The organism is Pseudarthrobacter sulfonivorans, from assembly GCF_001484605.1.
GTDB classification, from domain to species: domain Bacteria; phylum Actinomycetota; class Actinomycetes; order Actinomycetales; family Micrococcaceae; genus Arthrobacter; species Arthrobacter sulfonivorans_A.
This window is the reverse complement of sequence record NZ_CP013747.1, coordinates 3,611,765-3,637,791: the sequence shown is the minus strand read 5'-3', so window position 1 is coordinate 3,637,791 and position 26,027 is coordinate 3,611,765. Positions and strand designations below refer to the sequence as shown.

Sequence of the window (26,027 nt, the reverse complement as noted above, 5' to 3'; positions counted from 1 at the left end):
GATACTCAGATGAGCGACGCTGAAGTCACCGCCGAAGTGCCCCTGACACCGGACCCGTCCGACGTCCTGGCCCTTAGTGCGTTGCTGAGCGCTGACGAGCGGGCACTCCAGCAGCGGATCCGTGACTTCACCGACCAGCGGATCAAGCCGAACATTGCCCGCTGGTATGACGACGCCGTTTTTCCGCTGGAGCTCGCTCCCGAACTCGGCGAGCTGGGCGTCCTGGGGATGCACCTGGAAGGCTATGGCTGCCCCGGCCGCTCCGCCGTCGAATACGGCCTGGCCGCAATGGAACTCGAGGCCGGCGATTCCGGGATCCGGACCTTCGTCTCGGTGCAGGGGTCCCTGGCGATGACGGCCATCCACAAGTGGGGTTCGGAGGACCAGAAGCAGGAGTGGCTCCCCCGGATGGCCGCCGGTGAAGTGATCGGCTGCTTCGCCCTAACCGAGCCCACGGCAGGCTCCGACCCGTCCTCCATGACCACTTTCGCCCGCCGGGACGGTACCGGGGACAACGCCGGCTGGGTCCTGGACGGTGCCAAACGCTGGATCGGACTGGCCTCCGTGGCCGGGGTGATGGTGGTGTGGGCCCAAACCGACGACGGCGTCCGCGGCTTCCTGGTGCCGGCCGGTATGGCGGGCGTGACCGCAACGCCCATCACCCAGAAGCTCTCCATGCGCGCTTCCATCCAGTGCGATGTGGTGTTCGACGGCGTCCGGCTGGGACCTGAGGCCATGCTGCCGGCTGCGCTGGGCCTGCGCGGGCCGTTTACGTGCCTGAACGAGGCCCGCTACGGGATCATCTGGGGTGCCATGGGCGCCGCGCGTGATTCCTACGAAGCCGCCCTGGCGTATTCCCAGGACCGGTTGCAGTTCGGCAAGCCGCTGGCCGGGTACCAGCTGACGCAGGAGAAGCTGGTGAACATGCTGCTGGAGATCCAGAAGGGCACCATGCTGGCCTTCTATCTGGGGCGCCTCAAGGACGAAAAGAAGCTGCGGCCCGAGCAGATCTCGCTGGGCAAGCTGAACAACGTGCGCGAGGCCATCAAGATCGCCCGCGAAGCCCGTTCCATCCTCGGCGGCAACGGCATCACGCTGGATTATTCGCCGCTCCGTCATGCTGCCAACCTGGAGTCAGTCCGCACCTACGAGGGCACCGACGAGGTCCACATGCTCGTGCTTGGTCAGCACATTACGGGCCTCGGCGCGTTCCGGTAAACCCACCCGCAGCTCCCCAAGGGGCGGTTATTCGGGCAGGATGACCAGCTCCAGGTAGCCACGCAGGCACCCGGCCATGTCCACGCTCTCGGGCGATAGCAGCCACTGTGTCTGGATACCGTCCCACAGGGCAATCAATGATGCCGCGGCGGCTTCGGGTTGCACACCGGGACGCAGCCGGCCTTCCACCGCTAGCTGCATAAACCGACGTGCGTAGCTCCGCCGCAGCCGTTCAAAACGTTCGGTGAAGTACTCACGCCCCGGATGGCCGTCCGTGACGGATTCCGCGCACAGGACGGTGTACAACTCAATGACACCGGGAATCTCTTCGTTGGAGCGTGCCTGGCGGATGACGGCATCAACGAGCGCTTCCTCAGGATCGGGAGGTGCGGTGCCATCGCCGGTATTCGAGTCGCGCCAGTTCAGCACGGCCAGCAGCAGATCACTTTTCGACGGGAAGTAATGCAAGAGGCTCGTCTGTCTCATGCCGACTCGATCGGCAACGTCCTGCAACGAGCCTCCGCGGTACCCGTGGGCTGCAAAGACGGCGTGCGCAGCAACAAGGATCGCGTTCCGGCGCTCCGTCGACTTCGCGTACGGTCCCCGCCGGGAGGGCCTGCTCGCCTCGTTTGTGGTCATGGCAAGCCAGTGTACAGGCGGATATCCGGGTTAAATTCAAAACTCGAGTGACCACTCGAATTTTGTGTTAGCGTTTCTCGTATCGATTCCAGACGTGGTGGACCTCACAGTCTTGCCATGGTGGTCCTGCAGCGCTTCTGGCGCGGCGGGCTTACAGAAGGAGCAGTCAAGTAATGTCCCAGTCCACAGCATCCGGTCGCACCGCCGATGTTTCCTACATCATCGACCCCGCACCGGGATCGGGCAGGCGGACCGCCGCCCGCTCCTGGCTGCACAGCGACGCCCCCACCCAGTCACTCAACGGCAACTGGCGCTTCCGGCTCCTGCCCGGCGCACCCGGAACCCCCGGAGGCCGCGGCGTCCTGCCCGCCGGCGAAGCTGTGGAGGGCATCGCCGAGGAAGCCTTCGATGACTCGTCGTGGGACGAGATCGCCGTCCCGGCCCACTGGGTACTGGAAGGCGACGGTCGCTATGGGCGGCCCATCTACACGAATGTCCGCTTTCCCTTCCCCACCGATGCACCCAACGTCCCTGATGAGAATCCCACCGGCGACTACCGGCGCACGTTCGAACTGCCGGAGGCATGGACCGAAGCCGAACGGATCCTGCTGCGGTTCGACGGCGTCGAGTCGCGGTACAAGGTATGGGTCAACGGGGTGCCGATCGGCGTCGGCGTCGGGAGCCGGCTGGCTCAGGAGTTCGACGTAACCGATGAGTTGCGCCCGGGGACGAATGTGGTGGCGGTCCGCGTGCACCAGTGGTCTGCGTCGAGCTACGTCGAAGACCAGGACCAGTGGTGGCTGCCTGGCATCTTCCGCGACGTGACGCTCCAGGCACGGCCGGCGGGCGGCATCGACGACGTCTGGCTGCGCACCTCGTTCAGCGGCTCCGGTGATTCCGGAACAGGTGATTCCGGCGCCGGCACCATTGATCCTGAAATCACGGCAAACGGTGACGCCTTTCCGGTGACGCTGTCCGTGCCGGAGCTGGGCGTGGACGTCACGTGGAACTCCGCGGCGGACGTTGCCCCGGTGGCGATCGACGCCGTCGAACCCTGGTCTGCCGAGATCCCGCGGCTGTATGACGCAACGGTGAGCAGCGCTGCCGAAACGCTCTCCCTCCGCCTGGGGTTCCGCACCGTGGAAATCGTGGGCGACCGCTTTTTGGTGAACGGCCGGCGCGTGGTGTTCCACGGCATGAACCGTCACGAGACCCATCCCGACCGGGGCCGCGTCTTCGACGAAGAATCTGCCCGCGCCGATCTGGCCCTTATGAAGCAGTTCAACGTCAATGCGATCCGCACCAGCCACTATCCGCCCCATCCCCGGTTGCTGGACCTGGCCGATGAAATGGGGTTCTGGGTGGTGCTTGAGTGCGACCTCGAAACGCACGGATTCCATGCCCAGCAATGGGCCGGGAATCCCAGCGACGATCCCGCCTGGCATGACGCCTTCGTGGACCGCATCGAGCGCACCATCGAGCGCGACAAGAACCACCCCTCCATCGTTATGTGGTCGCTCGGCAACGAGGCCGGCACGGGCGCCAACCTCGCAGCAATGGCCGCGTGGGCCCATGCCCGCGACACCGGACGCCCCGTCCACTATGAGGGCGATTACAGCGGCGCCTACACGGACGTCTATTCGCGGATGTACTCCTCCGTCCCCGAGACCGAGGCGATCGGACGCGACGACTCCGGCTCCCTGCTGCTCGGCTGTTCCGCCGCCGAGTCGGCACGGCAACGGACCAAGCCCTTCATCCTGTGCGAGTACGTTCATGCGATGGGCAACGGCCCCGGCGCCATCGACCAGTATGAGGACCTCGTTGACCGTTACCCACGGCTGCACGGTGGTTTCGTCTGGGAGTGGCGGGACCACGGCATCCGCACACGAACGGAAGACGGAACCGAATTCTTCGCCTACGGCGGCGATTTCAACGAGGTCATCCACGACGGCAACTTCGTGATGGACGGAATGGTCCTCTCCGATTCGACACCGAGCCCGGGACTTTTCGAATACAAGCAGATCGTAGCGCCGATCCGTTTGCGCTTCGGCACCGAGGTGCCCAATGGAACAGCGTCCGACGGCGGTGCGCGGCGGTTCATCACAGTCGCCAATCTGCGGCACTCGGCGGACGCCTCCGACGTTGTGCTCCAGTGGCGGACCGAAGTGGACGGCATCCGCAGTGACTCGGGCGAGCTGGCAGTGGCCGGCGCGTCCGGCAAGGTTCTTGCGGCCGGCGACTCGGCGCAGCTGGAGCTACCGGCGTTTGCTGTCTCAGGTAATGGAGAGCACTGGCTCACCGTTGAAGCCGTGCTCCGCAAGGACACCGACTGGGCTCCGGCCGGGCACGTGATTTCAGCCGCCCAGCTGGACCTCTCGGAGCCTACGGCACCGGTTCAGGCACCGCGCCCGCTGGCTTCAGTCGGCCGGACCGGCTCCTTGGGGGCCGAGTCTGCGAGTGCCGAATCCTCGGGCTCCGGAACGGTAACCCTCGGACCCGGGGTCTTCGAGGAGGGCCGGCTTGTGTCGCTGGGCGGCTTGTCCGTGGCCGGTCCCCGTCTGGAGCTCTGGCGTGCACCGACGGACAACGACGGCGGAGCGGGCCACGGCAGTTACGATCTCGCCGACCCCTGGCTGAACAACGGAAACGGCGTGCCCGCCCCGCCGTCGGCCGAGGTGTGGCGCAATGCCGGTATGGACCGTCTGACGGCCCGCGTGGAAAAGGTCGCGGCGAACGATTCCGGCGTGACGGTCCGGACACGGTACGCGCCGGCCGACAGCGCTGACTCCGTGACGGTCGAACAGCAGTGGCAGCTCGCGGATGGGGAGCTGTGGCTGCGCCTGGACATCATTCCCAGTGCGGGCTGGGACATGATCTGGCCGCGCATCGGGGTCCGGTTCGATTTGCCCGGCTCCGTGGACGGCGCGTCCTGGTTCGGTGCCGGGCCCCGGGAATCGTATCCGGACAGCATGCAGGCGGCACTGATCGGGCGGTATTCGGCAGCAATCGACGACCTCACGGTGACGTACGCCAAGCCCCAGGAGAGCGGGCACCGCAGTGCCGTGCGTTCGCTCGAGCTGAAGAACGCGGGGGCGCCCTGGCTGAGGATCGAGACGGTGGCGGATGCCCGCGGCCGGCGGCCCGGTTTCACTTTGGCCCGTCACACGGCACAGGAGGTCAGCGCAGCGGCCCATCCCCACGAGTTGCCTCCGAGCGAGCACAGCTACCTCTACCTGGACGCTGTCCAGCATGGGTTGGGTTCACGGGCCTGCGGCCCGGACGTCTGGCCGGACTTCGCTCTTCGTCCGGAGGCCCGCACGGTGACGCTGCGCATCGGGACTGCCGGGTAGCCGCCGAGATGGCATTTCGCGGCAATGTCAGGCGCCGCGACTGCCGCGAAGTGCCATCTCGACGCGTTCCGGACCGGGTTACGCAGTTCCGACCGGGACGGGTTCCTTGGCGCCTGCGTCCTTGCGGATGGTCGCGCTGATCACGGCGGCGATGGTGCACATGGCGGCCGCGCCGAACCAGGCGTAGGTGTACTGGCCGGTGGCGTCCCGGATGGCACCGGCGCCGAGGGCAGCGGCGGCCGCGCCCAGTTGGTGGGCCGCGAACACCCAGCCGAACACCACGCTGCCGTCCGCGCCGAACGTTTTCCGGCAGATTGCCGCGGTGGGCGGTACCGTCGCCACCCAGTCCAGGCCGTAGATCACCACAAAAACGATCATGCTCGGCTGGACGGTGGCGCTCAGGAGCAGCGGCAGCACCAGCAGGCCGATCCCCCGGAACTGGTAGTAGACGGCCAGCAGGATTTTGGGGTTGTAGCGGTCGGTCAGCCAGCCGGAGGCGATGGTCCCCAGGATGTCAAAGATCCCGACGACGGCGAGCAGCCCGGCTGCGGTGGTTTCGGGCATGCCGTGGTCGTGGGCGGAGGGGATGAAGTGGGTGCCGATCAGCCCGTTCGTGGTGGCGCCGCAGATCGCAAAACCTGCCACCAGCGCCCAGAATGTCCGCACTTTGCTGGCCCGCTTGAGCACCTGGAGGGCGCGGACTGCGGCGTTGCTGCTGCGCCCGCTTTCCATGGGGTCCGCTGCCGCAGCAGGGGACTCAGCCGTTCCCTCCTCAGATGCCGTTTCACCGTAAGGCAAGGCGCCGACGTCGGCCGGTGAGTTCTTGAGGAACTTCAGCACCAGCGGAACCACCGCCAGTGCGCCGGCTGCGATCAGCAGCGAGGCCTGCCGCCAGCCCGGATCCTGGGCCAGCATGGCGATGAACGGCAGGAAGACCAGCTGGCCCGCGGCGCTGCCGGCGGTCAGGATGCCGATCACCAGGCCCCGGCTCTCGGAGAACCAGGTGTTGGCGATGGTGGCGGCGAAGACGAGCGCCATGGAGCCGGTGCCGAGCCCGATCAGCAGTCCCCAGGTCAGGAGGATCTGCCAGGACTGGGTGACCAGGACCGTGAGCGCGCTGCCGGCGCCGATCATCACCAGGGCGGTGGCGGTGACGGCCCGGATCCCGAACCGTTCCATCAGGGCCGCGGCGAAGGGGGCGGTCAGGCCAAAGAGCACCAGATTGATGCTGACGGCTGCGGACAGGACAGTGGTGGACCAGCCGAACTCCTGCTGCAGCGGCACCATGAGCACACCCGGGGCGGCCCGGAATCCGGCGGCGCCCACGAGGGCCAGGAAGGCGACGGCCGCGACGATCCAGGCGGGGTGCAGGCGCCGGCGGCGGGTTGTTTCGGTGGTGCTCATGCGGCGGTGGCCAGTTGCACGGGCGCGTCCGTCCGGGTGAGGCTGTGCCAGCTGGTGTTCGCGGCCGTCAGCCGTTCCCCGCAGCCGGTGCAGGTGTCCGCGGAGCTGGTCCGCTGGCCACAGCCGGAGTGGATGACATACATGTGGGCCTGGTCAGACGGCGCCGGGAGGTGCTTTTCCGCCCATATAACCACGGCGTTCAGGACAGGGAGGGCGTCCTCACCTTTGGGAGTCAGGACGTACTCCTGGCGGGCGCGGCCGCCGTCGTCGTACGCCTTCTTCTCGAGCAGCCCCGACTCCACGAGGCCCGCCAGGCGCCTGGTGAGCACCGAGTCCGCGACGGCGAGCCGGGACTTCATGGCGTCGAAGCGCCCGTTGCCGAAAAAGACCTCGCGGAGCACCAGCATGCTCCAGGGGTCACCCAAAATATCGAGACCGCGTGCCATGCTGCAGTTGCGCTGGGACCAGTCGGAGCGGAGTACCATAAAGGCACCCTAGCTAACTTTCTTGAAGAAAGCCAGGGTGCCTCTTGGTTGGTGCCCCTTGGTTGGGGAGCGCGGCGCTACTTGAGGAAGGTGAAGGCCCGCTCCAGGTCCGCGATGAGGTCTTCCACGTCCTCGATGCCGCAGGACAGCCGGATCAGGTTGACGGGAACAGCCAGTTCCGTGCCCTTGACCGATGCGTGGGTCATCTCGGACGGGTAGTTCATCAGCGATTCGATGCCGCCCAGGGATTCGGCCAGCGTGAACACGGACGTGTTTTCCGCGACGGTGCGGGCCGCCGCCTCGCCGCCCTTGAACTGGACGGACACCATGCCGCCGAACTTCTTCATCTGCTTCTTGGCCAGCTCGTGGCCGGGGTGGGAGGGCAGGCCCGGGTACAGGACGGCCTCCACCTCCGGGCGCTCGAGCAGCCATTCGGCCACGGCCTGGCCGTTGTCGCTGTGCCGGTCCATGCGAACGCCGAGCGTCTTCAGGCCACGGGTGGTGAGGAACGCGTCCATGGGCCCGGACACCGCGCCCACGGCGAACTGCACAAAGCCGATCTTCTCCGCGAGCTCCGCGTCGTTGACCACGATGGCGCCGCCCACCACGTCGGAGTGCCCGCCGATGTACTTGGTGGTGGAGTGAACCACGACGTCGGCACCCAGGGCGAGCGGGGTCTGCAGGTAGGGCGACGCGAAGGTGTTGTCCACCACGAGGAGGGCCCCGGCGTCGTGCGCTATCGCGGCGAGCGCCTCAATATCGGTGATCTTCATCAGCGGGTTCGAGGGGGTCTCCACCCAGACGAAGCGGGTCTTGTTCGCGGCCACGGCCTTGCGCACCGCGTCCAGGTCCGCCATGTCCACAGGGGTGTTGCCGATCCCCCAGTCGCCAAGCACGCCGTCGATCAGCCTGTACGTGCCGCCGTAGGCGTCGTTGCCGAGCACAATGTGGTCGCCCGGCCGGGTCAGCGCCCGGATCAGGGAGTCCTCCGCCGCGAGGCCGGAGCTGAAGGAGTACGCGTGGCTTCCGCCTTCGAGCGCCGCGAGTTGCTCCTGCAGGGCGTCGCGCGTGGGGTTGGTGCCACGGCCGTATTCGTAACCGTCGCGGAGCCCGCCGATGCCGTCCTGGGCGTAGGTGGAGCTGAAGTGCACCGGCGGGACCACAGCACCGGTGCGGGGCTCGAAGGCCTGGCCGGCGTGGACGGCGCGCGTGTTGAAACCCTGGTTTTCAGAAACAGACATGGAGTTCCTTTGGCTAGTTGCTGAGGTAGGCGAGGAGGTCGTGGCGGGTGAGGATTCCCACGGGGGCGCCGACGAATGTCACCATCACGGTGTCCACGTCGGAGAGCAGCTCGCGGGCTGCGGAGATGGTTTCCAGCGAGCCGATGACCGGCAGGCGGGGGCCCATGTGCTCGGAGATCTTGTCCGTCAGCTTGGCCTCGCCGCGGAACAGCTTGGAGGTCAGGCTGCGCTCGTCCACGGCGCCGAGGACCTCGCCCATCACCACCGGCGGTTCCTGCGAGAGGACCGGGATGTGGCTGACGCCGAACTCGTTCATGATGTTGATGACGTCGCGGACGGTCTCGTTGGGGTGGATGTGGACCAGGTCCGGCAGCTCGCCGGTCTTGGACTTGATGACCTCGCCCACGGACGCTTCCTCGCCGCCGGAGAGGAAGCCGTAGGAACGCATCCACTGGTCGTTGAAGATCTTGGCGAGGTAGCCGCGGCCGGAGTCCGGGAGGATGACCACCACCACGGCGCTTTCTGGGAGGTCCCGGGCGGTCTGCAGCGCTGCCACCACCGCCATGCCGGACGAGCCGCCCACCAGCAGCCCTTCCTCGCGGGCCAGCCTCCGGGTCATGGCGAAGGAATCGGCGTCGGTGACGGCGATGACGTCGTCCGGGACGGATTTGTCGTAGTTGGCCGGCCACATGTCCTCACCGACGCCCTCGACGAAGTACGGGCGCCCGGTGCCGCCGGAGTAGACCGAACCTTCGGGGTCCGCCCCGATGATCCTGACGCGGCCGCCGTCGGCCTCCGGACGGTCTGCCGAGATCTCCTTGAGGAAACGGCCGGTGCCGGTGATGGTGCCGCCGGTGCCGGCGCCGATCACGCAGTGAGTCACCCGGCCGTCCGTGTCCTGCCAGATCTCCGGTCCGGTGGTCTCGTAGTGGCTGCCGGGGGCGGCCGGGTTGGAGAACTGGTCGGGCTTGTAGGCGCCAGGAATTTCCGTGACCAGGCGGTCCGAAACGCTGTAGTAGCTCTGCGGGCTGTCCGGGGCAACGGACGTGGGCGTGACCACCACTTCGGCGCCATAAGCCTGAAGCACGGCGCGCTTGTCCTCGCCCACCTTGTCCGGCACCACAAAAATACACTTGTAGCCCTTTTGCTGGGCCACGAGTGCCAGACCCACGCCGGTGTTGCCTGACGTCGGCTCAACGATGGTCCCGCCGGGCAGGAGCTTGCCGGTCCGTTCGGCCTCTTCGATCATTTTCACCGCGATGCGGTCCTTGATGGAACCGCCGGGATTGATGTATTCCAGCTTGACCAGGACAGTGGCTTTGAGGCCTTCCGTCACGTGGTTGAGCTTGATGAGCGGCGTGTTTCCGATGAGGTCCAGGACGGACTGCGCGTACTTCATAGGTACAAAGTTACCGCCTGCCGCCGCAGGTCCTGCCCGGGGTCAGCTCCCTGCCGAGGAATCTGTGTGCCAGAGGCCCAGGGTGTTGCCCTCGGTGTCCTTGAAATATGCGTAGTAGCCCATGCCCGGAACGGCGTCCTTGGCCTGGGTTACGGTGCCGCCGGCGGATTCGACCTGCGCCAAGGCGGCGTCAACGTCCTCCACATCGATGGTGATGACGGGCGATGTGAGGTTGTCCGTGCGCGGGGTCAGGGCCCCGTTGATGGCCCCGGGCGCGCTTGGCATGCCCGTCTGTTCGTCCGACGGCGTGGTGGTGGCGATGGTGTAGTCCATCTCCTCCATGGGGGTCAGGGTCCAGCCAAACGCGCTTTGGTAGAAGGTGTTGGCGCGTTCTTTGTCATCGGCGGGGATCTCGAAATGCACAACTCCAGCCACTGCATGCTCCTTTGAATGCGGGGGGGGGAAGGCACGGACTCCCCGCGCCACACGATGGAGTCTAGTCTTGGCATCTTCGGTCTGAAAGGGGCTCCGGAAGCTGCGTTGTCAGCCCACCGTGGGACCATGAATACATGACCATCCTTGACGCTCCGGCCCGGATTGCCGCCGCCGCGGATGCGTCCCTGCGCTGGCATCCGGACGGCCCGTACAGCCTGCACCAGACGCTGGGCATACTCCTGCGGGGTACCGGAGATCCGTCGTTTTCGTTCGGGCCTGACAGGTTATGGACTGCGTTTACGACGCCGGACGGCCCGGTCACGCTGCGCCTCACCGCTGCCGCGGATGGGGCTGTTGATGCCCAGGCCTGGGGTCCCGGTTCCGCCGCCGGACTCGCCGGAGTGCCCCGGCTCCTGGGCGCCGAGGACGACTGGTCGGCGTTTGACGAACCGGACTTCCACGCCACGCTCCCCCGGATGGTCCGTGACGCCCGACGCCGGAACCTGGCTGTCCGGCTGCCCTCCACCGGGCGGGTGGTTGATTGCCTCGTGCCCACCATCCTCGAGCAGAAGGTCACCGTCATTGAGGCCCGCCGCGGCTACCGGTACCTGATGTACCGGTTCGGCTCGCCGGCTCCGGCGGCCGGAAGCGCGGCGCCGGAAGGGCTCCGCCTCCAGCCCACGCCTGAGCAGTGGCTGCGCATCCCCTCGTGGGAATGGCACCAGGCCGGAGTGGGACCCCAGCGTTCGGCGACCGTCATGCGGGCGCTGCGATCCGCCGTCGCGCTTGAACGGCTGGCCGCCCTTCCGTCCGTGGAGGCGGCAGCAAAGCTGCAGGTGATTCCCGGTATCGGGGTGTGGACCGCGGCCGAAGTGGTGCAGCGGACCCACGGCTGCCCGGACTCCATCGCGGTGGGCGACTACCACCTCGCCGCCTATGTGGGCGCCGCCCTTACCGGCCGCCGGACGGACGATGCCGGCATGCTGGCCCTGCTTGAGCCGTGGACCGGCCACCGGCAGCGGGTGGTCCGGATGATCGGCCTGAGCGGCTTCCGCAAACCGACGTTCGGGCCGCGGATGACCATCCAAGACCACCGCCGGCACTGACGGTTCCGCCGTGGACTCCAGCTTCAGATGGGTATAGCGTGGCGCCATGGAGCCCGCACCAGAGCCCCGGAATTCCGAATTCTCTGGAGTCACCCATGATCCACACTGACAAGCTAACCAAGACATTCACCGTCAAGAAGGAAACGGTAGAAGCCGTCAAGGGAGTCGACATCGATGTTGCCCCGGGCGAGCTTGTGGCGTTCCTTGGCCCGAACGGCGCGGGCAAATCCACCACCCTGCGAATGCTCACTACGCTGCTCCGGCCCACTTCCGGCACGGCAACCGTCGCGGGTGTGGACGTCGCCGCGGATCCGGCGGGCGTACGCGCCCGGATCGGTTACATCGGCCAGGGCAACGGCGGCGGCCACAGCTTCCGGGTCATCGACGAACTGATTATGCAGGGCCGGTTCTACGGTATGAACTCCACGGATGCCGCCGCCCGGGCGCAGGAGCTGCTGAAATCCCTGGACCTGGCCGACCTCGCCAAGCGCACCGTCATCAAGCTGTCCGGCGGGCAGCGGCGGCGGATGGACGTGGCCCTGGGGCTGATGCACTCGCCGCGGCTGCTGTTCTTGGATGAACCGTCCACCGGCATGGACCCGCAGAACCGGGCCAACCTGTGGGAGCACATCATGCGGATGCGCGCCGAGCACGGCACCACCATCGTCCTGACCACGCACTACATGGACGAGGCCGATTCCATGTCCGAGCGCGTGATCGTGATTGACCACGGGCAGATCATCGCCGATGACACAGCCGCCCGGCTGAAGGCCAACCTCGCCGGTGACCTGCTCGCCGTCGAGGTCGCGGCGGATTCCGCAGCGGGCGTGCGGGGGCTGCTGGGGCGGGCCGCCGCGGGCGGTGAGGTCAACGAATTTGTCTACGACGGCGTGGTCCGCTTCCGCCTGCGGCTCACCGAAGGCGCACGGCTGGCGCCGGTGCTGCTGCAGCAAATGAACGACGCCGGCGCTCCCGCCCAGTCCCTGGAGCTGAAACCGCCAACCCTGGACGACGTGTTCCTGGAACTGACCGGCCGCAACCTCCGGGAAGGAGCAGACCGCTGATGGCTGTGCATAGCACCGAGGTCCTGGAAAAGCCGGGCTTGGTCCAGATCCTGAATGACACCAGATTCGTCTTTTGGCGCGAGATGCTGCTGCCGCTGCGGGACCCGTTCTCGCTGGTTTTCTCGCTGCTCCAGCCGCTCGTGTTCCTGGGGCTCTTCGGCCCGTTGCTCGGCGCGGCCGTGGGCGCACCGGCATTCGGCGGCCAGTCCACGCTCCAGTGGTTCCTGCCCGGCGTCGTGGTCATGATTGCCCTGTTCGGCACCTCCATGACCGGCTCCAACCTGCAGTACGAGCTGATGACCGGTTCGTACGAGCGGATCCTGGCCACGCCGCTGTCCCGTTCGTCGCTGATGATCGGGCGGGCGCTGAAGGAATGGGCGCCGCTGGTGGTGCAGGGACTGCTGATCGCCCTGGTCTGCATCCCGTTCGGCTTTGTCTTCTATCCGCTGCACGTGCTGTTCGGCCTGGTCATCCTGGGCATTTTTGGCATCGGACTCGGCGCCCTCTCCTACGCGCTGGCGCTGGTATCGCAGAACAAGGAGTGGATCTTCTGGGGCGTGCAGCAGACGCTGCTCTTCCCGCTGATGATCCTGTCCGGCATCATGCTGCCCATCGAGGCCGGGCCGGACTGGATGAAGACCGCCAGTCTCTTCAACCCCCTGACCTACCTGGTGAACGCCGAACGGGAACTGTTCGCCGGCGGCGTCGGGACCGACACGCTCCTGGGCCTCCTCGCCGCATCGGTGACGGCCGCCGTCGGGCTCGTTGTGGGTGTGCGGACCATCAACCGCAACATCAGCTGATGCCCCGCCCGCCGATGCAACGCGGGGTCACTTCTGGCCGGATAAACCTCGATTATCCGGCCAGAAGTGACCCCGCGTTGCTCTGGGAGCGGCGTGCCCGTTTGATTCTGGCGATGAGCTCCTGGAAACCGTCGGCGAGGTCGTCTGCGTTCGGCTTGAAGTAGGACCAGCCGGCGCCGATGAAAAATTCGTCGCGGCGGTTATCCCGCGACTGCTGTTCCCTCGTTCGGTGATGCGCGCCGTCGTACTGCACCGCGATCCGGTGCTTTCGGTAACCAAGGTCGGCTGCGGGCGACCTTGGATTGTCGGGATCAAGACGGAGCTGCAATTCGGGTTCAGGCAGGCGCGCATCCAGGAGCGCCAGCCGAAGGAACGTTTCGGGGAACGAGTCCGACCCAACCCGCATCTCATCCAGCGCCAGCCGCGCCTTTTCAACGCCTTGCATGTTGGGATGCTGCCGGATCAACAGGCGCAGTCCTTCTTTATAGGCAAACGGCACGCTGCGGAACTCCAGCTCCGGCCGCGGCGTGCGGATCAGTTGGTCTCCCATGGCCACGAGATACCGCAGCGGCAGCTGGTGGGCCAGGTCCAGCCACGTCCGAGGCGGCACGCTAACCCTGATCCCGTCGATCTCTACGACTTCACCCGGAATCACGTGCACGCGATGACCGATGACGCCGGCCCGCCGAACCCTGGGCAATCCGTGCGGCTTGCTGAGGTGGACGCGCGGCTCCTGGCCCAGCCAGGGAGGAAGGCCCAAATCGAAGAACACAGCGGCTGTCTCGTGGGACACCCAGGCGTCCGGTGTGGCAGCGCAAAGCACTCGGGCCCGATCAATCAGGGAAACCTCCCGGCCGGCGTGCGCCCGGATCAGCCGCCCTGCGCCAACCAGGTCCTTCGCGTGCAAACGCTTTGGTGCAACACCCAGGTCTCGTGCCTGATAGACCGTGAAGGGAGCCTTGGCGAGATCCTCAGGGAGCGGCTTCGCAGTAACCATGGCACCAATTGTGCGCCCCGGGAAGGAACAGCGTCTGAAGTTATCCACAGGGCACCCGCACACCCAGCAACGCGGGGTCACTCCTTGCCCAAAGAAGTCGAATTATCGGGCGGAAAGTGACCCCGCGTTGCTGTCAGAGACCCAGGCGGGCCACGGCTTCCTCGCGCATCTCCACCTTGCGGATCTTCCCCGAAACGGTCATGGGGAAGCTTTCGCGGACGTCCACGTAGCGCGGGATCTTGTAGTGTGCCAATTTCCCGCGGCAGAATTCGGCGACGGCGGCCGCGTCCAGCGGTTCCGCGCCCGCAGTGAGGATGATGCAGGCCATCAGTTCCTCGCCGTATCTGGCATCGGGCACCCCGATCACCTGCACGTCCTGGATGGACGGGTGGCTGTACAGGAACTCCTCGATCTCGCGCGGGTAGATGTTTTCGCCGCCGCGGATCACGAGGTCCTTGATGCGGCCTTCGATCACCACGTAGCCCTCGTCGTCCATCCGGGCGAGGTCGCCGGTGTGCATCCAGCGGTCGGTGTCGATGGCCTCCGCGGTCGTCTCCGGCTGGTCCCAGTACCCGGCCATGACGGCGTAGCCCCGGGTGCACAGCTCGCCGATCTCGCCGCGCTCCAGCACTTCGCCGGTGCCAGGGTCCACGATCTGGTTTTCCAGCCTCGGCATGGTGCGGCCCACGGTCTCGGTGCGATGCTGCAGCGTGTCACCGTTCCGGGTCATGGTGGACACCGGGGAGGTCTCCGTCATGCCGTAGCAAATGGCCACATCCACCATGTGCATCTCCGAGATCACCCGGTTCATCACATCGATGGGGCACACCGATCCCGCCATCACGCCTGTCCTGAGCGTGGCCAGGTCGTAGGAGGAAAAGTCCGGCAGCGCCAGCTCGGCGATGAACATGGTGGGCACACCGTACAGCGATGTCCCGCCGAAGTCCTGGACCGCCTCCAGCGCGGCCGCCGGCGTGAAGCCGCGCCCGGGGATGATGGTGGCCGCACCGTGGCTGAGGGCTGCCAGGTTGCCGATCACCATCCCGAAGCAGTGGTAGAACGGCACCGGAATCACCACCCGGTCGTGCTCGGTGTAGCCCAGCAGCTCACCGATGGAGTAGCCGTTGTTCAGGATGTTGTGGTGCGTCAGCGTGGCCCCCTTGGGGAAGCCCGTGGTCCCGGAGGTGTACTGCAGGTTGATGGGATCGTGTGGGTCGAGCTCCGCCATGCGGGCCTTCAGGCCGGAATGGCCGACGGCGTCAGCCCGCTTGAGCAGCTCGGCGTACGTCAGCTCCGCATCACTTTGGGGGCCACCTGCGTCGAGCCCGTCCATGCCGTAATCCGGCAGGAACACCAGCTCCCGCAGGTCCGGGCAGCCGGCGAGCGCCTGGCGCGCCATCCCCACATAGTCGCTGTTCCGGTCCGACGGTGCCGCCACCAGCATCCGCATGCCGTTCTGCTTCACCACAAACTCCAGCTCGTGGCTCCGGTAGGCCGGGTTCACATTGACGAGGATGGCTCCGGCTTTGGCCGTAGCGTACTGCAGCAGCGTCCACTCGGCGCAGTTCGGGCTCCAGATGCCCACCCGGTCCCCCTTGGCCACCCCCGAGGCGAGCAGTGCACGCGCGAGGCGATCGACGTCGTCGTTCATTTTCGTGTAGCTCCAGCGGCGGGCGTCAGCGCCCGGCACCGGCGCGGCCTCGATCAGCGCGTCGTGGAAGGGGAACCGGGCCACCACCCGTTCAAAGTTCTGGCCGATGGTTTCCTCGAGGAGCGGGACGTCAGTGTCCCCGGCTGTGTAAGCGCGCATGGTGGCACGCTACCAACAGCAGCCGGGCAAGAGAAGCGCAACAGGAGGGTGTCCGCGCGTAAACAGGGCGGGCGTGCATCCCGAGTCCCGGTATTGTGAAATCCATGAGTGCACCCATCGACCTGCAGGCAACGTTCATCCCCAACGACGGCGAGTTCTTCCGTGTGAAGCTCGCCCTGGAAATCGCCATCGACGAGGTGGTGAACGAGCCTGGCTGCATCCGCTACGAGCTGACCGAGGCCACCGAAGAGAAGCTGGTCCTCACGGAACAGTGGGAATCCGAGGAACTGCTTGCGAAGCACTCCAAGGGCACCGCGGTCCAGGACCTGAACGAATCCCTGAGCGCGCTGCTGGCCGAGCCCGTGCAGCTGGACCGCCTGTAACCCTCCGCAAACCACAACGCGGGGTCACATTTCGCCCAAAGAACCGAAGTTATTGGGCGAAATGTGACCCCGCGTTGTTTTAAGAAAAGGATTACAGGTCGGGGATCTGCGAGCCGTCCTGGGGGCCCGACGTCTTTCCGGCGGTGGCCGGGTTGCTTTCCGCGGCCGCTGCCGCTTCTGCCTGCGAGCGCGCCACATGGGCGTGAACCTCGTCCATGTCCAGGGCCTTGACCGCGTCAACAACCTGCTCCAGCTGCTGGGCGTTCAGGGCGCCGGGCTGGGAGAAGACCAGAACTTTTTCGCGGAAGGCCATCAGGGTGGGGATGGACGTGATGCCGGCCTCGGCGGCGAGCTGCTGCTGGGCTTCGGTGTCCACCTTCGTGAACAGGACGTCGGAGTGCTTCTCCGACACGGCGCTGTACGTGGGCCCGAACTGCTTGCAGGGACCGCACCATTCAGCCCAGAAGTCCACCAGGACAATGTCGTTGCCTTCGATGGTCGATGCGAACTGTTCACCTGTGATGTCTACGGTAGCCATGCCTTCAACGGTACGCGAGGCGCAGGCGGATGTCCCAGCCGGGTGCGCCCTGTTCGCTCCCCGCGTCATCGGGAATATCCGTGGCGGGACCGTGTACACCGGGCACGGCGAGGCCTACCCTTGGGGTCATCAGCCGCTGACTGCCGCACACAGGAGGGTTCATGGCCCAGGCTATTTCCACCCGGTCCCTCACCAAACAGTTCGGCCGGCGCGTGGTGCTCCACGGGGTGGATTTCAGCGTCGAAGCAGGCTCCGCGTTCGGCGTGATCGGCCCCAACGGCGCGGGCAAGACTACCACCATGCGCTGCCTGCTGGACATCATCCGCCCCACGTCCGGGGAGGTCCGCGTCCTGGGCAAGGACCCCCGTGCTGGCGGCCCGGAGCTCCGCCGGCGGATAGGTTACCTTCCCGGCGAGCTGTTCCTCGAGGGCCGCGTCACGGGCCGGACACTCCTGGCCCACTACCAAGCCATCAGTGGTCCGGTGGCCCCGGGCAGGATCGATGGCCTTGCCGAACGGCTGGGGCTGGACCTGGACCGCCACACGCGCAAACTGTCCAAGGGCAACAAGCAGAAGCTAGGCCTGGTCCAGGCGTTTATGCACGATCCCGAGCTCCTTGTCCTCGATGAGCCCACCAGCGGCCTGGATCCGCTGGTCCAGCAGGAATTCCATGCGATGGTCCGCGAGGCGCAGCACAACGGCCAGACCATCTTCCTCAGCTCCCACGTCCTTAGCGAGGTCCAGCAGACGGCGGACACGGTGGCGATCCTCCGGGACGGCCGGATCATCGCCGTCGAGTCCGTGAACGGGCTCCGGGAAGGTGCGGTGCGCCGGGTCCGGTTCACCGCGAACGGAATAACAGCGCACGACGCCGGCGCAATGCTGGGTGGGGTACCCGGCGTCGGGCACGTTGCGGTGCTGGAGTCCGGCGGCAGCATCACCCTTTCGGCCACCGTGGAGGGGGCCATCCAGCCGCTGGTCAGGGCCCTGGGCACCCTCGATCTGACCGACCTGGTCCTGGAGGAACCGGACCTTGAAGAGTCGGTACTCAAGATGTACTCAAGTCCCGCAGAAACAGACCAAGCAGTGCCCGGCACGGCGGAGGCCGCGCGATGAGCATCACCACCCTGCCGCTGTTCCGCCGGGCATTCTTTGATTCCTGGCGCTCCACGGTGGCGTGGGCCGCCGGCCTGGCCGCCGCCACTCTCCTCTATCTGCCGCTGTACCCGTCCATCGGCGGGAGCGCGCAGATGCAGGACATGATCGATGCCCTCCCGGCCGAGATGACCAAGGCGCTGAACTACGACCAGATCGCCACCGGTCCCGGGTACACCCAGGCCACGCTTTTCGGGCTGATCGGCTTCCTGCTGATGACCATCGCTTCCGTTGGATGGGGTGCGGCCGCGGTGGGCGGGGATGAGGAATCCGGCCAGCTGGAGCTGACCCTCGCCCATGGGGTTACCCGCGTCCAGGTGGTGCTGGAACGCGCGCTGTCCCTGTTCCTGCGGGTGGTGCTGCTCGCGGCCCTGGTCTTTGTGCTGGTCCGGCTGCTCAATGATTCAGCCCAGCTGACCATCCGGCCCGAGAACCTCTTCGGCGCAGCGGTGCTGTTCGCAGGGCTGGCGCTACTGAGCGGAACGGCCGCGCTGTGCGCCGGGGCCGTGTCCGGCAGGCAGACGTACGGGTTGGCCGCGGGTGCCGCCGTCGGCGTTCTTGGATATGTCTTCAACGCCGTCGGCCGGCAGAGCGGGGACGTGGAGTGGCTGCTCAATCTGAGCCCCTACCACTGGGCTTACGGAAATTCGCCGGTGGCCAACGGTGCGGACTGGGCAGCGGCGGGGTGGCTCTGGGGAATTTCGGCAGGCCTGGTGGCCGCGGCGGCCTATGCGGTGAACCGCCGCGACGTCGGCACGTAGCTGTCCGGGTTGCCGCCGTTCAGGCCCTGGGGTTCCCGGGTGAGGCTGTCCCAAACGTGCGGCGCCGGCGTACGGCTGCCGGGCAGGGCGTTGGTCTCGCGCCACTCGTGGATCCACTCGGGGAGTACAAGGTCTGCCGGGGGCTGGCCGAACTCGCGCAGGATCTCCTCCTGGCTGACCGGCCTGCCCTTGTTGACCAGGCGGGTGGCGATGTAGGCACGCGCGTAAATCTCGCCGTCGGACACCATGCGCTGCTCAAAGTAGATGGCCTTGGCATCCAGGCCGATGATCTTTGTTTCGATGGTGTACTGCTGCCACAGCTGCAGCGACTTCCGGAAGGCGATGGTCTCCCCCGCCGCCACCGGGCTCCAGCCGCGCCGGCGCATCGTCTTCCACACGCCGCTGCGGACCATCAGGTCGAACCGGCCCAGGTCCATGAGGGAAAAGTACATGCCGTTGTTGACATGCATGGCGATGTCGATGTCGGTGGGCAGGACACGCAGCGGCAGGGAAGACGCGTCCCAGATTGTCATTGCGGAGCGGCGGGCGGACGTGAACAGCATCAGGAGGGTTCTCAGAAGCAGGTGCATTCTCCAATGTTACCCGTCGGTAACTTGCTGGCAAGTCCGTAGGTCCGGCCCGCCACGTAGGATGTGGCGCATGACGCAACAACGCTACCGGGACCTCGCCGAGTGGCCGCTGATGGGGACGGCACTGGTTTTCCTGGCGGCGTATGCGTGGCAGGTGATTGGCCGCGTCGACGGCAGCGGCGCGGAATTGCTTGAGACGGTGATGTGGCTGACGTGGGGTATTTTCGCCCTTGATTACGCCGCGAACCTGTGGCTGGCCAGAGAGCGCCACCGCTGGTTCCTCTGGAACCTGCACGAACTCCTGATCGTGGCCCTTCCGTTCTTCCGGCCGCTGCGCCTGCTCCGGCTGGTCACGCTGCTTTCAGTGCTGCACAGGACCATCGGCGAGACCCTCAGGGGCCGGGTGGTCACGTACGTGGCGGGATCGGCGGCGCTCCTGGTATTTGTGGGCGCGCTGGCGGTACTGGACGTTGAACAGTCGGCCCCGGACGCCAAGATCCTGACATTCGGCGACGCTCTCTGGTGGGCCATCACCACCATCACCACGGTGGGTTACGGCGACATGTACCCCGTGACGCCGATCGGCCGGCTGGTGGCCTCGGCGCTGATGATGAGCGGCATTGCCGTGCTGGGTGTGGTCACCGCGTCCATCGCCTCCTGGCTTGTCCAGCGTGTAGAGGAGTCCACGGAAGCTGCCGCGGAGTCCGTGGAGGAACCCTTGCGGGCAGAGCTCGCCGGTCTGGCGACGGAGATCGCTGCGCTGCGGCGCGAAGTGGCCGAGCTCAAGGACCGCCCCTCGTTGTAGGAATGTCCCGGTAGAAATGTCCAGCGGGGCAGGCGGCTGGACACCGAGTAGTCGCCGCCGCGGGGCCAAGTATTCGGCGGAAAAATTCAGGTAACGCCTACTCGTGCAGTGCCTGGCGCAGCTTCCTAGACTCGAAATTCCTAGGGCCAAACAAAGTTGCCGGCGCATCCTCCGAGCTGGGGTGGATGATGCCGCTTCATAGCGGGGCATCCGTATCTTCTGGGTATGCGGGCGCTCCCATCATGCGCGCTTTCCGTGCGCGGTTCCGTCATAGACCGGCACCGCGCAGCGCATCACTCCTCGATCCGTCCTGCATTGGAACTCGCGGCACCACTGCCGCCCTGTTGCCGGACCGACCTGCGATGGGCCACCCATGTTCCAGTTGACCGCACCTACTCCCGAACCACCCCGCCGAAATTTCGAAACCGATGTCCCCCGGGCCGATCTCCTGGCACCGAGGCACGGGCCGATCAGCAACAAGCTGTGGGCCGGCATGGCCACCGCCGCCGTGATTTCCGCCTTCGGAGTCGGCGCATTGGCCGGCCCCGTCCCCACGGCAGAGATATCCGCGCCACCGGAGGCCATCACGACGGCGGCGTCGCCAGTTGTGCGCGTTGCCCGGCCTTTGGCCGCGGTGCCGTTGGATGCGCCCTATGTTGGGTCCGTTGAGTTTGGCAGTGCGGGAGCTGGCACTGCGCAGCCGGAAGTCGCAGAAGCTGCGGTGCCTGCGGCGCCTGCCGAGGCTCCCCCACCACCGCCAGCGCCCGAACCTGCTCCGGCGCCCGCGGGCGACCCCAACCTCTACACAGTGGTTCCCGGCGACACCGTGGGTGGGATCGCGGCCAGGTACGGTGTTGACACAAATGCGATGCTGGCCGCCAACGGGCTGGGCTATTACAGCATCATCGTCCCGGGCCAAACGCTGAAACTGACGGGGCCCGCCGTCGAGGTTTCCGCCCCGGCACCGGCGCCGGCCGCGGTTGCGGCGGCACCCGCTGCTGCTTCACCGGCCTACATCCCCGCCCCGGCGCCGGTCCAGGCCGCGCCCGCTGTCCGCACCATCTATGTCGCGGGCGCTGGCGGACAGGCCATGGTGGACGCGTGCATCGGGCCGATCCATTACACACCCAACGACGGCTACTCGCTGTTCATCACGGAGCACGACTTCTGCGGCGGGTGGGCGCGCTTCTCCGGCATCGGCGTGGGCGAGACCGTCAGCATTCCGGGCTACGGGACATACACGGCGACGGCCCGGGGCCAGGTCCCCAACCCGGGAACCACCAACGATGTCATCGCGGTATTCGGCGGATTCCCCCGGGCCATCCTGCAGACGTGCATCCCGGGGACCAACCAGATGCTACTGATCGCCCTGAACTAGGCTCTGGTCCGGCCGGGTTTCGCGGTCCAGAGTTTCCAAAGCTTGTTCGCGGTTCCGAACCTTCAAGGCAAGGAGCCGCGAACAAGGCCATGCGGGAATTAGTCAGACTATGCAGACATAGGGTGGCGTTCCGAAATGTGCTCCACCAGTTCGCCCACGCGCTCCTCGGTGTAGTTGCGCGCGATGTCACCCTGGCTGAGGATGCCGACCATCTTGTGGTCGACGATGACCGGGAGGCGCCGGACCTGGTGCCTCTCCATGATTTCGATGGCTGCGTCAACGCTGGCGTCGGCGTCCACCCAGTAGGGCTTGCCGGTGGCTAGCTCGCTGGCCAACATCTCGCGGGGATCACGATCGGCAGCAACGCACCTGAGCACAATGTCGCGGTCGGTGATCATGCCCTTCAACTTGCCGTCATCGCCGCAGATCGGCAACGATCCACAATCCAGATCCAACATCATCCGAGCGGCATCTGCGAGGGACTGATGCTCCTTAATACACTGTGCATCCGTGGTCATAAATTCACGTACAACGCTCATGGTTCTCCTTCATCGATTGATGTATCGACGCAGGGCATCGGGGTCACATGCGCCGATGGTGCCAGCCTACGCCGGGCCCAACGCTGATGTCGACGGCGGTTTCTCCCCTGTCTCCCGCCGGCCCGCCAAGGCTCCCCCTCGAGTGGTCAACTCCCCTGCACCCGCGCCAAAGAGTGCCGCTAGTTATGGATATTGGTTTCGATATATCGGGTGAGCCATTCTTGAAGCTGCGCGGTGTCCCAGCTGGGTGTGGCAACGAGGAGTACTTCGCGGTCTTCGCGGACCACGCCGGTGATCCCGTCCTCCTTCGCGAGGGTTTTGACCAGCCGGTCCACCTCCCGGGAGTACTCGTTGGCGATGTCCTCCCGCAAAGACACCTCAAGCTCCCGCCGCGGAGTGCGTCTTCGCCTAGGTCCTCGACCTCGATAAGCGGTTCGTCCTCAACGACTGTTTCCTCGTCATTACCGTTCAGCTGCTTGATGGCGGCGGCGGCCATGCGGCCAGCTTGTCATCATCTGAGGGGAGCCGCCCGCTTGCCTGTCCTCGGGCAAGGCCTGGAACCAGGTCAGCCAGTGGAACCTCGTGGTTGTTGTGCACGAGCACTGGGTGGTTCTGCCAGATGTAGGACTTGATCCGGTTGTAGCCGACCCGCCATTCCGCTCTGGGTGCTCCTTGCTCCACGACGCTGCACAGGTAGGAGATAACCCCATCGATGATGGCAATTGACTCTGGCGACAGGGTCGGCTCTATGCCAATGTCGTAGCGGAGCCACGACGGGCCGGTCGAGGTATCAGACTCAGCGGTTTCCGCCGTTCGCTCAGGTACTCGACTCGCACCTTCGCTGAGCACGCAACGACGATTCCGTCGCACGAGATATTGAAGTTGCAGGACGCGGTTTCCTTGCAGCGTTTCTCTCCAGGTCCGCAGCTTGCTGGCGGATTCCCTAAGGGACATTTGTTGCCGCAGCTGCACTTAGGAGCCAATGGGCTGAGGTTGCTCCCTTGCACAGCGCCCGCGAGAGCCGCGGTAAGAACGCTGTTCCCCTGAATGCTGCCGCCGCAGATCTGCGTTTGCGCTTCCTGACCCTTGGCAACCGCGTCTCCGGGTGGCGCCGACGACCCGGTTACTCCGACGGCTGCGAGGGCTGAGATAAGAGCAAGTCGGGTCAGCATCAAGCTGGAGGCGCCCGATTTCTGAGAAAATTGCCGGGCGAGGTCAAGAATTTGCCCACTTCACGACCGCACGCCTATCTTCGGGGAAATGCATTGATTCTGGCCGCAAAGAGCGCTACTGTCGGCCGCACGAGCCGGTAAGAGACGTCGGGCCAAAGGGGCGACATGATACATCTGGCCAGTGGATTGCTCAATGGAAACCACCTTGACGCGCGTAAACCCCGACGCCGTCTGCTACCGAGTAAGCGTGCCACGAAGGGAGCCGATCGCTCTTCATCCGTTCCACGCACGTTCCGTCCGGACATAGAGGGTCTTCGCGCGATCGCAGTTCTACTGGTCGTGCTGGACCATGTAGGCGTGCCGGCGCTGCAAGGAGGCTACGTCGGTGTCGACGTCTTCTTCGTGGTCTCCGGCTTCCTCATCACCGGCCTCCTGCTCAAAGAAGCTGAACGGGGTAGGCGGATCTCCCTCTTGTGGTTCTATGCACGACGGGCTCGGCGAATCCTGCCTGCCGCGACTCTTGTCCTCGCCGTCACAGTAGTCTCATCCTTCGCTTTGATCGGCGGTACGAGTGCTGCTCGAACCGCCGAAGACGGGCAATGGGCCGCGCTTTTCGCCAGCAATTTTCGCGAAACCTCACAAGGGACGGACTACTGGGCCAGCGACCTTTCTCCATCCCCGTTACAGCACTATTGGTCACTGGCCATCGAAGAGCAGTTCTACCTGTTATGGCCAGCCTTAATGATGGCGGTCGCTGCGATCGGATGGAGAGTTCCGCTACGCACGCGACTGACGGTTCTCCTCGCTGTCACGATTGCAGTCTCCCTTATGTGGTCGGTGTACGCGACGACGGAGAACGCGAGTGCGGCCTACTTCTCTCCCTTGACGAGGACCTGGGAACTTGCGGCTGGCGCAATTCTTGCCGTGCTCACACCGACGATCATGCGGCTGCCGGTTTTTCTTGCCGCCGTTACGAGTGTGTCCGGACTCACTGCGATTGCGGCAGCAGCGCTCACGCTGGACGAGTACACCAGGTACCCAGGGTCCGCTGCTATTCTTCCGGTTGGCGGAACGATTCTTGTGATAATCGGCGGGACAATCACACCGAAGCGAGGAGCCGAAGTGCTCCTGCAGTGTCGACCTCTGCAATGGCTTGGCAAGCTCTCTTATTCCCTGTACCTGTGGCACTGGCCCGTGCTGATCCTCCCCGCGGCATCGCTCGGGACCGAACTGGCGATGACCACCAAGCTTGCCTTTGTCGGTGTGGCGCTGGCCTTGTCTGTCGTTACCTTCAAGTATGTGGAATTGCCCGTACGGAACTCCAACTGGCTCAAGGCCCGCCGGCCGTCAGTCAGCGTGGCTTTCGGCGCCGCACTGGTGGCGCTATCACTTGGCCTCACGAGCAATCTGGTGTCGATCCTGCCCAAGCCTTCCCCCACAGACAAAGTAGGCGATTTTGCAGTTGCCCCTGGCAGTGACCTACCGACGGCTGACGAAGTGGCAAAGGCCGTGGCTGACAGCGTAAACGTCGCAGGGTGGCCGCCGGAGCCGCCTGTTGGGAGATTCCTCTTCAACCAACATGCCTGTATAAGGGGCCTAGATGCCCCAACAGGTAAAGTCACATGCAGTTATGGTGACGCCAGCGGCGGCGAGACAGTGGTGGTTTATGGCGACTCGCACGCTCAGATGTGGGAAAGTCCGCTCGGCGTGACAGCCACTGAACTTGGGCGGCGCTTCGAAGTCTTTTCGATGTTCTCGTGTCCGCCAGCAGACTTTTCGGTCTACAACGCGAAGCGCAAGGGTGATTATCCCGAGTGCAAGGCATTCCGTGCTGACTCGCTGGCGAAGATCGAGGCACTTCACCCGAGCGTCGTCCTCATCTCGGGTCAGCGCCAGGGTACTTGGCTTGAGAAGGATGGGCGCCCTGACAAAGAAAACACGGGGGCCGCCTGGGAGGAGGGTCTCGCCTCGACCATAAAGTCATTGAGCGCGATAAGTGATCGTGTGGTCGTGATCGGGGACATCGCGTACTCGGAAAAGGATCCCGAGGACTGCGTCACATCGAATTCCGACGACGTCCGTCGCTGCCACACTCAGCGGAGTTACGCGGTGGACACCGAACACAATGAGATGGAGAAGCGCGTCGCCGAGGCCGGTGGCGCGGAATACGTGGACGTTGTTCCGTGGTTGTGCGCGGAGGATGTCTGTCCCGCGGTTGTCGCGGGATATGCAACCCATAAGGATGCTCAGCACATCTCCACCAACTACGCCCTGTGGTTGCGTCGGTCTCTTGCTGAGGCGGCCGCCTTGCTTCCCTGATGTGGCGTCAGCAGCGTTGTGCGCGCCGCCGGTGGGTTGGCGTTTGGGTGTCAAGCAAGCCTCCGTAACGAAAAGGGCGGCCTGTGACCGATACATGCGCCGCACTGGCAGAAGCACGTCTCTGTCAACGGGGGATGCCTGACCACGCGGTTCAAAAATGGGCTTTCTCAGGGGCCTGGTCCCGATGGTGAAATATCTCTTCATCTGAAGGAGCCAAGATCAATATCAACAAAAATCGACTGTAGTCTTTCCATTCGTCCGTTGGTCAGCGGTAGGCAGACGTGGCGGGCTCTAATACTTTCAAAGTGCTTTAAAACCGACGCGACCATTGACTCGGCTTTGTTATTAACAGGGCGGCGTCAGCATGCCCTCGACCCGTCGGCAGGAAGCCAGGGCCAGATGAACAGAGACCAGATGTTGGCCCCAGATGCCGGTTC

General features: G+C 65.4%; 25 protein-coding genes. 11 read left to right on the top strand and 14 right to left on the bottom strand.

Going from position 1 to position 26,027, the window contains the following annotated elements; genetic code table 11:
• The first annotated feature begins 9 nt into the window (after positions 1-9).
• Positions 10-1,218 (top strand): acyl-CoA dehydrogenase family protein, encoded by a 1,209-nt coding sequence (locus AU252_RS16430; RefSeq protein WP_058931652.1) that lies wholly within the window; start codon positions 10-12, stop codon positions 1,216-1,218.
• Positions 1,219-1,245: 27 nt separating this feature from the next.
• On the opposite strand, the gene AU252_RS16425 is transcribed toward AU252_RS16430, so the two are convergent.
• Complete coding sequence (locus AU252_RS16425; RefSeq protein WP_058931651.1) at positions 1,246-1,857, bottom strand: TetR/AcrR family transcriptional regulator; 612 nt, start codon at positions 1,855-1,857, stop codon at positions 1,246-1,248.
• A gap of 173 nt (positions 1,858-2,030) precedes the next feature.
• On the opposite strand from AU252_RS16425, the gene AU252_RS16420 reads away from it, so the two are divergent.
• Entirely contained in the window at positions 2,031-5,207 is a 3,177-nt protein-coding gene (locus tag AU252_RS16420; RefSeq protein ID WP_083510451.1) for a glycoside hydrolase family 2 TIM barrel-domain containing protein, read from the top strand.
• A 78-nt stretch (positions 5,208-5,285) separates the two neighbouring features.
• Here the strand turns inward: AU252_RS16420 and AU252_RS16415 are convergent, their stop codons facing one another.
• From AU252_RS16415 to AU252_RS16395, 5 genes are all read right to left on the bottom strand, one after another.
• The gene (locus AU252_RS16415; RefSeq protein ID WP_058931650.1) at positions 5,286-6,611 is read right to left on the bottom strand and encodes an MFS transporter; all 1,326 of its coding nucleotides are present in this window, start codon (positions 6,609-6,611) and stop codon (positions 5,286-5,288) included.
• A complete protein-coding gene (locus AU252_RS16410; RefSeq protein ID WP_058931649.1) occupies positions 6,608-7,096 on the bottom strand; it encodes a winged helix-turn-helix transcriptional regulator in 489 nt (162 codons plus the stop codon). The genes AU252_RS16415 and AU252_RS16410 overlap by 4 nt, the downstream gene beginning before the upstream one ends.
• 77 nt (positions 7,097-7,173) lie before the next feature.
• The gene (locus AU252_RS16405; protein WP_058931648.1) at positions 7,174-8,337 is read right to left on the bottom strand and encodes a cystathionine gamma-synthase; all 1,164 of its coding nucleotides are present in this window, start codon (positions 8,335-8,337) and stop codon (positions 7,174-7,176) included.
• A gap of 13 nt (positions 8,338-8,350) precedes the next feature.
• Entirely contained in the window at positions 8,351-9,736 is a 1,386-nt protein-coding gene (locus AU252_RS16400) for a cystathionine beta-synthase (protein WP_058931647.1), read from the bottom strand.
• A gap of 42 nt (positions 9,737-9,778) precedes the next feature.
• Positions 9,779-10,171, bottom strand: a complete 393-nt coding sequence (locus AU252_RS16395) for a VOC family protein (protein WP_058931646.1) — start codon at positions 10,169-10,171, stop codon at positions 9,779-9,781.
• 134 nt (positions 10,172-10,305) lie between these two features.
• Between AU252_RS16395 and AU252_RS16390 the strand changes: the two genes are divergently transcribed.
• From AU252_RS16390 to AU252_RS16380, 3 genes are all read left to right on the top strand, one after another.
• On the top strand, positions 10,306-11,277 hold the full coding sequence (locus tag AU252_RS16390; RefSeq protein ID WP_058931645.1) for a DNA-3-methyladenine glycosylase family protein: 972 nt from the start codon (positions 10,306-10,308) through the stop codon (positions 11,275-11,277).
• A 95-nt stretch (positions 11,278-11,372) separates the two neighbouring features.
• Positions 11,373-12,341 (top strand): ABC transporter ATP-binding protein, encoded by a 969-nt coding sequence (locus AU252_RS16385; protein ID WP_058931644.1) that lies wholly within the window; start codon positions 11,373-11,375, stop codon positions 12,339-12,341.
• Positions 12,341-13,144, top strand: coding sequence for an ABC transporter permease (locus AU252_RS16380; RefSeq protein WP_058931643.1), 804 nt, complete (start codon positions 12,341-12,343; stop codon positions 13,142-13,144). The genes AU252_RS16385 and AU252_RS16380 overlap by 1 nt, the downstream gene beginning before the upstream one ends.
• Positions 13,145-13,196: 52 nt before the next feature.
• On the opposite strand, the gene AU252_RS16375 is transcribed toward AU252_RS16380, so the two are convergent.
• Positions 13,197-14,141, bottom strand: coding sequence for a hypothetical protein (locus tag AU252_RS16375; RefSeq protein WP_058931642.1), 945 nt, complete (start codon positions 14,139-14,141; stop codon positions 13,197-13,199).
• A gap of 133 nt (positions 14,142-14,274) precedes the next feature.
• Positions 14,275-15,951 (bottom strand): AMP-binding protein, encoded by a 1,677-nt coding sequence (locus AU252_RS16370; RefSeq protein ID WP_058931641.1) that lies wholly within the window; start codon positions 15,949-15,951, stop codon positions 14,275-14,277.
• A 104-nt stretch (positions 15,952-16,055) separates the two neighbouring features.
• On the opposite strand from AU252_RS16370, the gene AU252_RS16365 reads away from it, so the two are divergent.
• Positions 16,056-16,334 carry a putative quinol monooxygenase gene (locus AU252_RS16365; protein WP_058931640.1) on the top strand — a complete coding sequence of 93 codons (279 nt, stop codon included), beginning with the start codon at positions 16,056-16,058 and terminating at the stop codon, positions 16,332-16,334.
• A gap of 91 nt (positions 16,335-16,425) precedes the next feature.
• Here the strand turns inward: AU252_RS16365 and AU252_RS16360 are convergent, their stop codons facing one another.
• Both AU252_RS16360 and AU252_RS24815 read right to left on the bottom strand, forming a co-directional pair.
• Entirely contained in the window at positions 16,426-16,872 is a 447-nt protein-coding gene (locus AU252_RS16360) for a thioredoxin family protein (protein WP_058931639.1), read from the bottom strand.
• Between the two features lie 4 nt (positions 16,873-16,876).
• A complete protein-coding gene (locus AU252_RS24815) occupies positions 16,877-17,002 on the bottom strand; it encodes a hypothetical protein (protein WP_268760659.1) in 126 nt (41 codons plus the stop codon).
• A 31-nt stretch (positions 17,003-17,033) separates the two neighbouring features.
• Between AU252_RS24815 and AU252_RS16355 the strand changes: the two genes are divergently transcribed.
• Positions 17,034-17,987: an ABC transporter ATP-binding protein gene (locus AU252_RS16355; RefSeq protein ID WP_058931638.1), complete on the top strand. Its 954-nt coding sequence runs from the start codon at positions 17,034-17,036 to the stop codon at positions 17,985-17,987.
• The gene (locus AU252_RS16350) at positions 17,984-18,787 is read left to right on the top strand and encodes an ABC transporter permease subunit (RefSeq protein WP_058931637.1); all 804 of its coding nucleotides are present in this window, start codon (positions 17,984-17,986) and stop codon (positions 18,785-18,787) included. Before AU252_RS16355 ends, AU252_RS16350 begins: the two co-directional genes overlap by 4 nt.
• On the opposite strand, the gene AU252_RS16345 is transcribed toward AU252_RS16350, so the two are convergent.
• A complete protein-coding gene (locus AU252_RS16345; protein ID WP_083510450.1) occupies positions 18,754-19,377 on the bottom strand; it encodes an acyl-CoA thioesterase in 624 nt (207 codons plus the stop codon). The genes AU252_RS16350 and AU252_RS16345 overlap by 34 nt on opposite strands.
• Positions 19,378-19,447: 70 nt before the next feature.
• On the opposite strand from AU252_RS16345, the gene AU252_RS16340 reads away from it, so the two are divergent.
• Positions 19,448-20,182 (top strand): potassium channel family protein, encoded by a 735-nt coding sequence (locus AU252_RS16340; RefSeq protein WP_058931636.1) that lies wholly within the window; start codon positions 19,448-19,450, stop codon positions 20,180-20,182.
• Between the two features lie 373 nt (positions 20,183-20,555).
• Complete coding sequence (locus AU252_RS16335) at positions 20,556-21,560, top strand: LysM peptidoglycan-binding domain-containing protein (protein WP_058931635.1); 1,005 nt, start codon at positions 20,556-20,558, stop codon at positions 21,558-21,560.
• 107 nt (positions 21,561-21,667) lie between these two features.
• On the opposite strand, the gene AU252_RS16330 is transcribed toward AU252_RS16335, so the two are convergent.
• From AU252_RS16330 to AU252_RS23930, 3 genes are all read right to left on the bottom strand, one after another.
• Complete coding sequence (locus AU252_RS16330) at positions 21,668-22,099, bottom strand: CBS domain-containing protein (protein ID WP_058931634.1); 432 nt, start codon at positions 22,097-22,099, stop codon at positions 21,668-21,670.
• A 179-nt stretch (positions 22,100-22,278) separates the two neighbouring features.
• Positions 22,279-22,476 carry a hypothetical protein gene (locus tag AU252_RS16325; protein ID WP_157769009.1) on the bottom strand — a complete coding sequence of 66 codons (198 nt, stop codon included), beginning with the start codon at positions 22,474-22,476 and terminating at the stop codon, positions 22,279-22,281.
• 91 nt (positions 22,477-22,567) lie between these two features.
• A complete protein-coding gene (locus AU252_RS23930) occupies positions 22,568-23,071 on the bottom strand; it encodes a hypothetical protein (RefSeq protein ID WP_157769008.1) in 504 nt (167 codons plus the stop codon).
• 365 nt (positions 23,072-23,436) lie between these two features.
• On the opposite strand from AU252_RS23930, the gene AU252_RS16320 reads away from it, so the two are divergent.
• Positions 23,437-25,590 carry an acyltransferase family protein gene (locus AU252_RS16320; RefSeq protein WP_083510449.1) on the top strand — a complete coding sequence of 718 codons (2,154 nt, stop codon included), beginning with the start codon at positions 23,437-23,439 and terminating at the stop codon, positions 25,588-25,590.
• Positions 25,591-26,027: the final 437 nt, after the last annotated feature.

Excerpts from the sequence above, each read along its gene's own strand:
- AU252_RS16420 (WP_083510451.1), top strand. The coding sequence starts at position 2,031 with ATGTCCCAGTCCACAGCATCCGGTCGCACCGCCGATGTTTCCTACATC.
- AU252_RS16380 (WP_058931643.1), top strand. The coding sequence starts at position 12,341 with ATGGCTGTGCATAGCACCGAGGTCCTGGAAAAGCCGGGCTTGGTCCAG.
- AU252_RS16430 (WP_058931652.1), top strand. The coding sequence starts at position 10 with ATGAGCGACGCTGAAGTCACCGCCGAAGTGCCCCTGACACCGGACCCG.
- AU252_RS16345 (WP_083510450.1), bottom strand. The coding sequence starts at position 19,377 with ATGCACCTGCTTCTGAGAACCCTCCTGATGCTGTTCACGTCCGCCCGC.
- AU252_RS16340 (WP_058931636.1), top strand. The coding sequence starts at position 19,448 with ATGACGCAACAACGCTACCGGGACCTCGCCGAGTGGCCGCTGATGGGG.
- AU252_RS16320 (WP_083510449.1), top strand. The coding sequence starts at position 23,437 with ATGATACATCTGGCCAGTGGATTGCTCAATGGAAACCACCTTGACGCG.
- AU252_RS16375 (WP_058931642.1), bottom strand. The coding sequence starts at position 14,141 with ATGGTTACTGCGAAGCCGCTCCCTGAGGATCTCGCCAAGGCTCCCTTC.
- AU252_RS16330 (WP_058931634.1), bottom strand. The coding sequence starts at position 22,099 with ATGAGCGTTGTACGTGAATTTATGACCACGGATGCACAGTGTATTAAG.
- AU252_RS16390 (WP_058931645.1), top strand. The coding sequence starts at position 10,306 with ATGACCATCCTTGACGCTCCGGCCCGGATTGCCGCCGCCGCGGATGCG.
- AU252_RS16365 (WP_058931640.1), top strand. The coding sequence starts at position 16,056 with ATGAGTGCACCCATCGACCTGCAGGCAACGTTCATCCCCAACGACGGC.
- AU252_RS16400 (WP_058931647.1), bottom strand. The coding sequence starts at position 9,736 with ATGAAGTACGCGCAGTCCGTCCTGGACCTCATCGGAAACACGCCGCTC.
- AU252_RS16370 (WP_058931641.1), bottom strand. The coding sequence starts at position 15,951 with ATGCGCGCTTACACAGCCGGGGACACTGACGTCCCGCTCCTCGAGGAA.
- AU252_RS16335 (WP_058931635.1), top strand. The coding sequence starts at position 20,556 with ATGTTCCAGTTGACCGCACCTACTCCCGAACCACCCCGCCGAAATTTC.
- AU252_RS16355 (WP_058931638.1), top strand. The coding sequence starts at position 17,034 with ATGGCCCAGGCTATTTCCACCCGGTCCCTCACCAAACAGTTCGGCCGG.
- AU252_RS16360 (WP_058931639.1), bottom strand. The coding sequence starts at position 16,872 with ATGGCTACCGTAGACATCACAGGTGAACAGTTCGCATCGACCATCGAA.
- AU252_RS24815 (WP_268760659.1), bottom strand. The coding sequence starts at position 17,002 with ATGACCCCAAGGGTAGGCCTCGCCGTGCCCGGTGTACACGGTCCCGCC.
- AU252_RS16405 (WP_058931648.1), bottom strand. The coding sequence starts at position 8,337 with ATGTCTGTTTCTGAAAACCAGGGTTTCAACACGCGCGCCGTCCACGCC.
- AU252_RS16385 (WP_058931644.1), top strand. The coding sequence starts at position 11,373 with ATGATCCACACTGACAAGCTAACCAAGACATTCACCGTCAAGAAGGAA.
- AU252_RS16425 (WP_058931651.1), bottom strand. The coding sequence starts at position 1,857 with ATGACCACAAACGAGGCGAGCAGGCCCTCCCGGCGGGGACCGTACGCG.
- AU252_RS16350 (WP_058931637.1), top strand. The coding sequence starts at position 17,984 with ATGAGCATCACCACCCTGCCGCTGTTCCGCCGGGCATTCTTTGATTCC.
- AU252_RS16410 (WP_058931649.1), bottom strand. The coding sequence starts at position 7,096 with ATGGTACTCCGCTCCGACTGGTCCCAGCGCAACTGCAGCATGGCACGC.
- AU252_RS16415 (WP_058931650.1), bottom strand. The coding sequence starts at position 6,611 with ATGAGCACCACCGAAACAACCCGCCGCCGGCGCCTGCACCCCGCCTGG.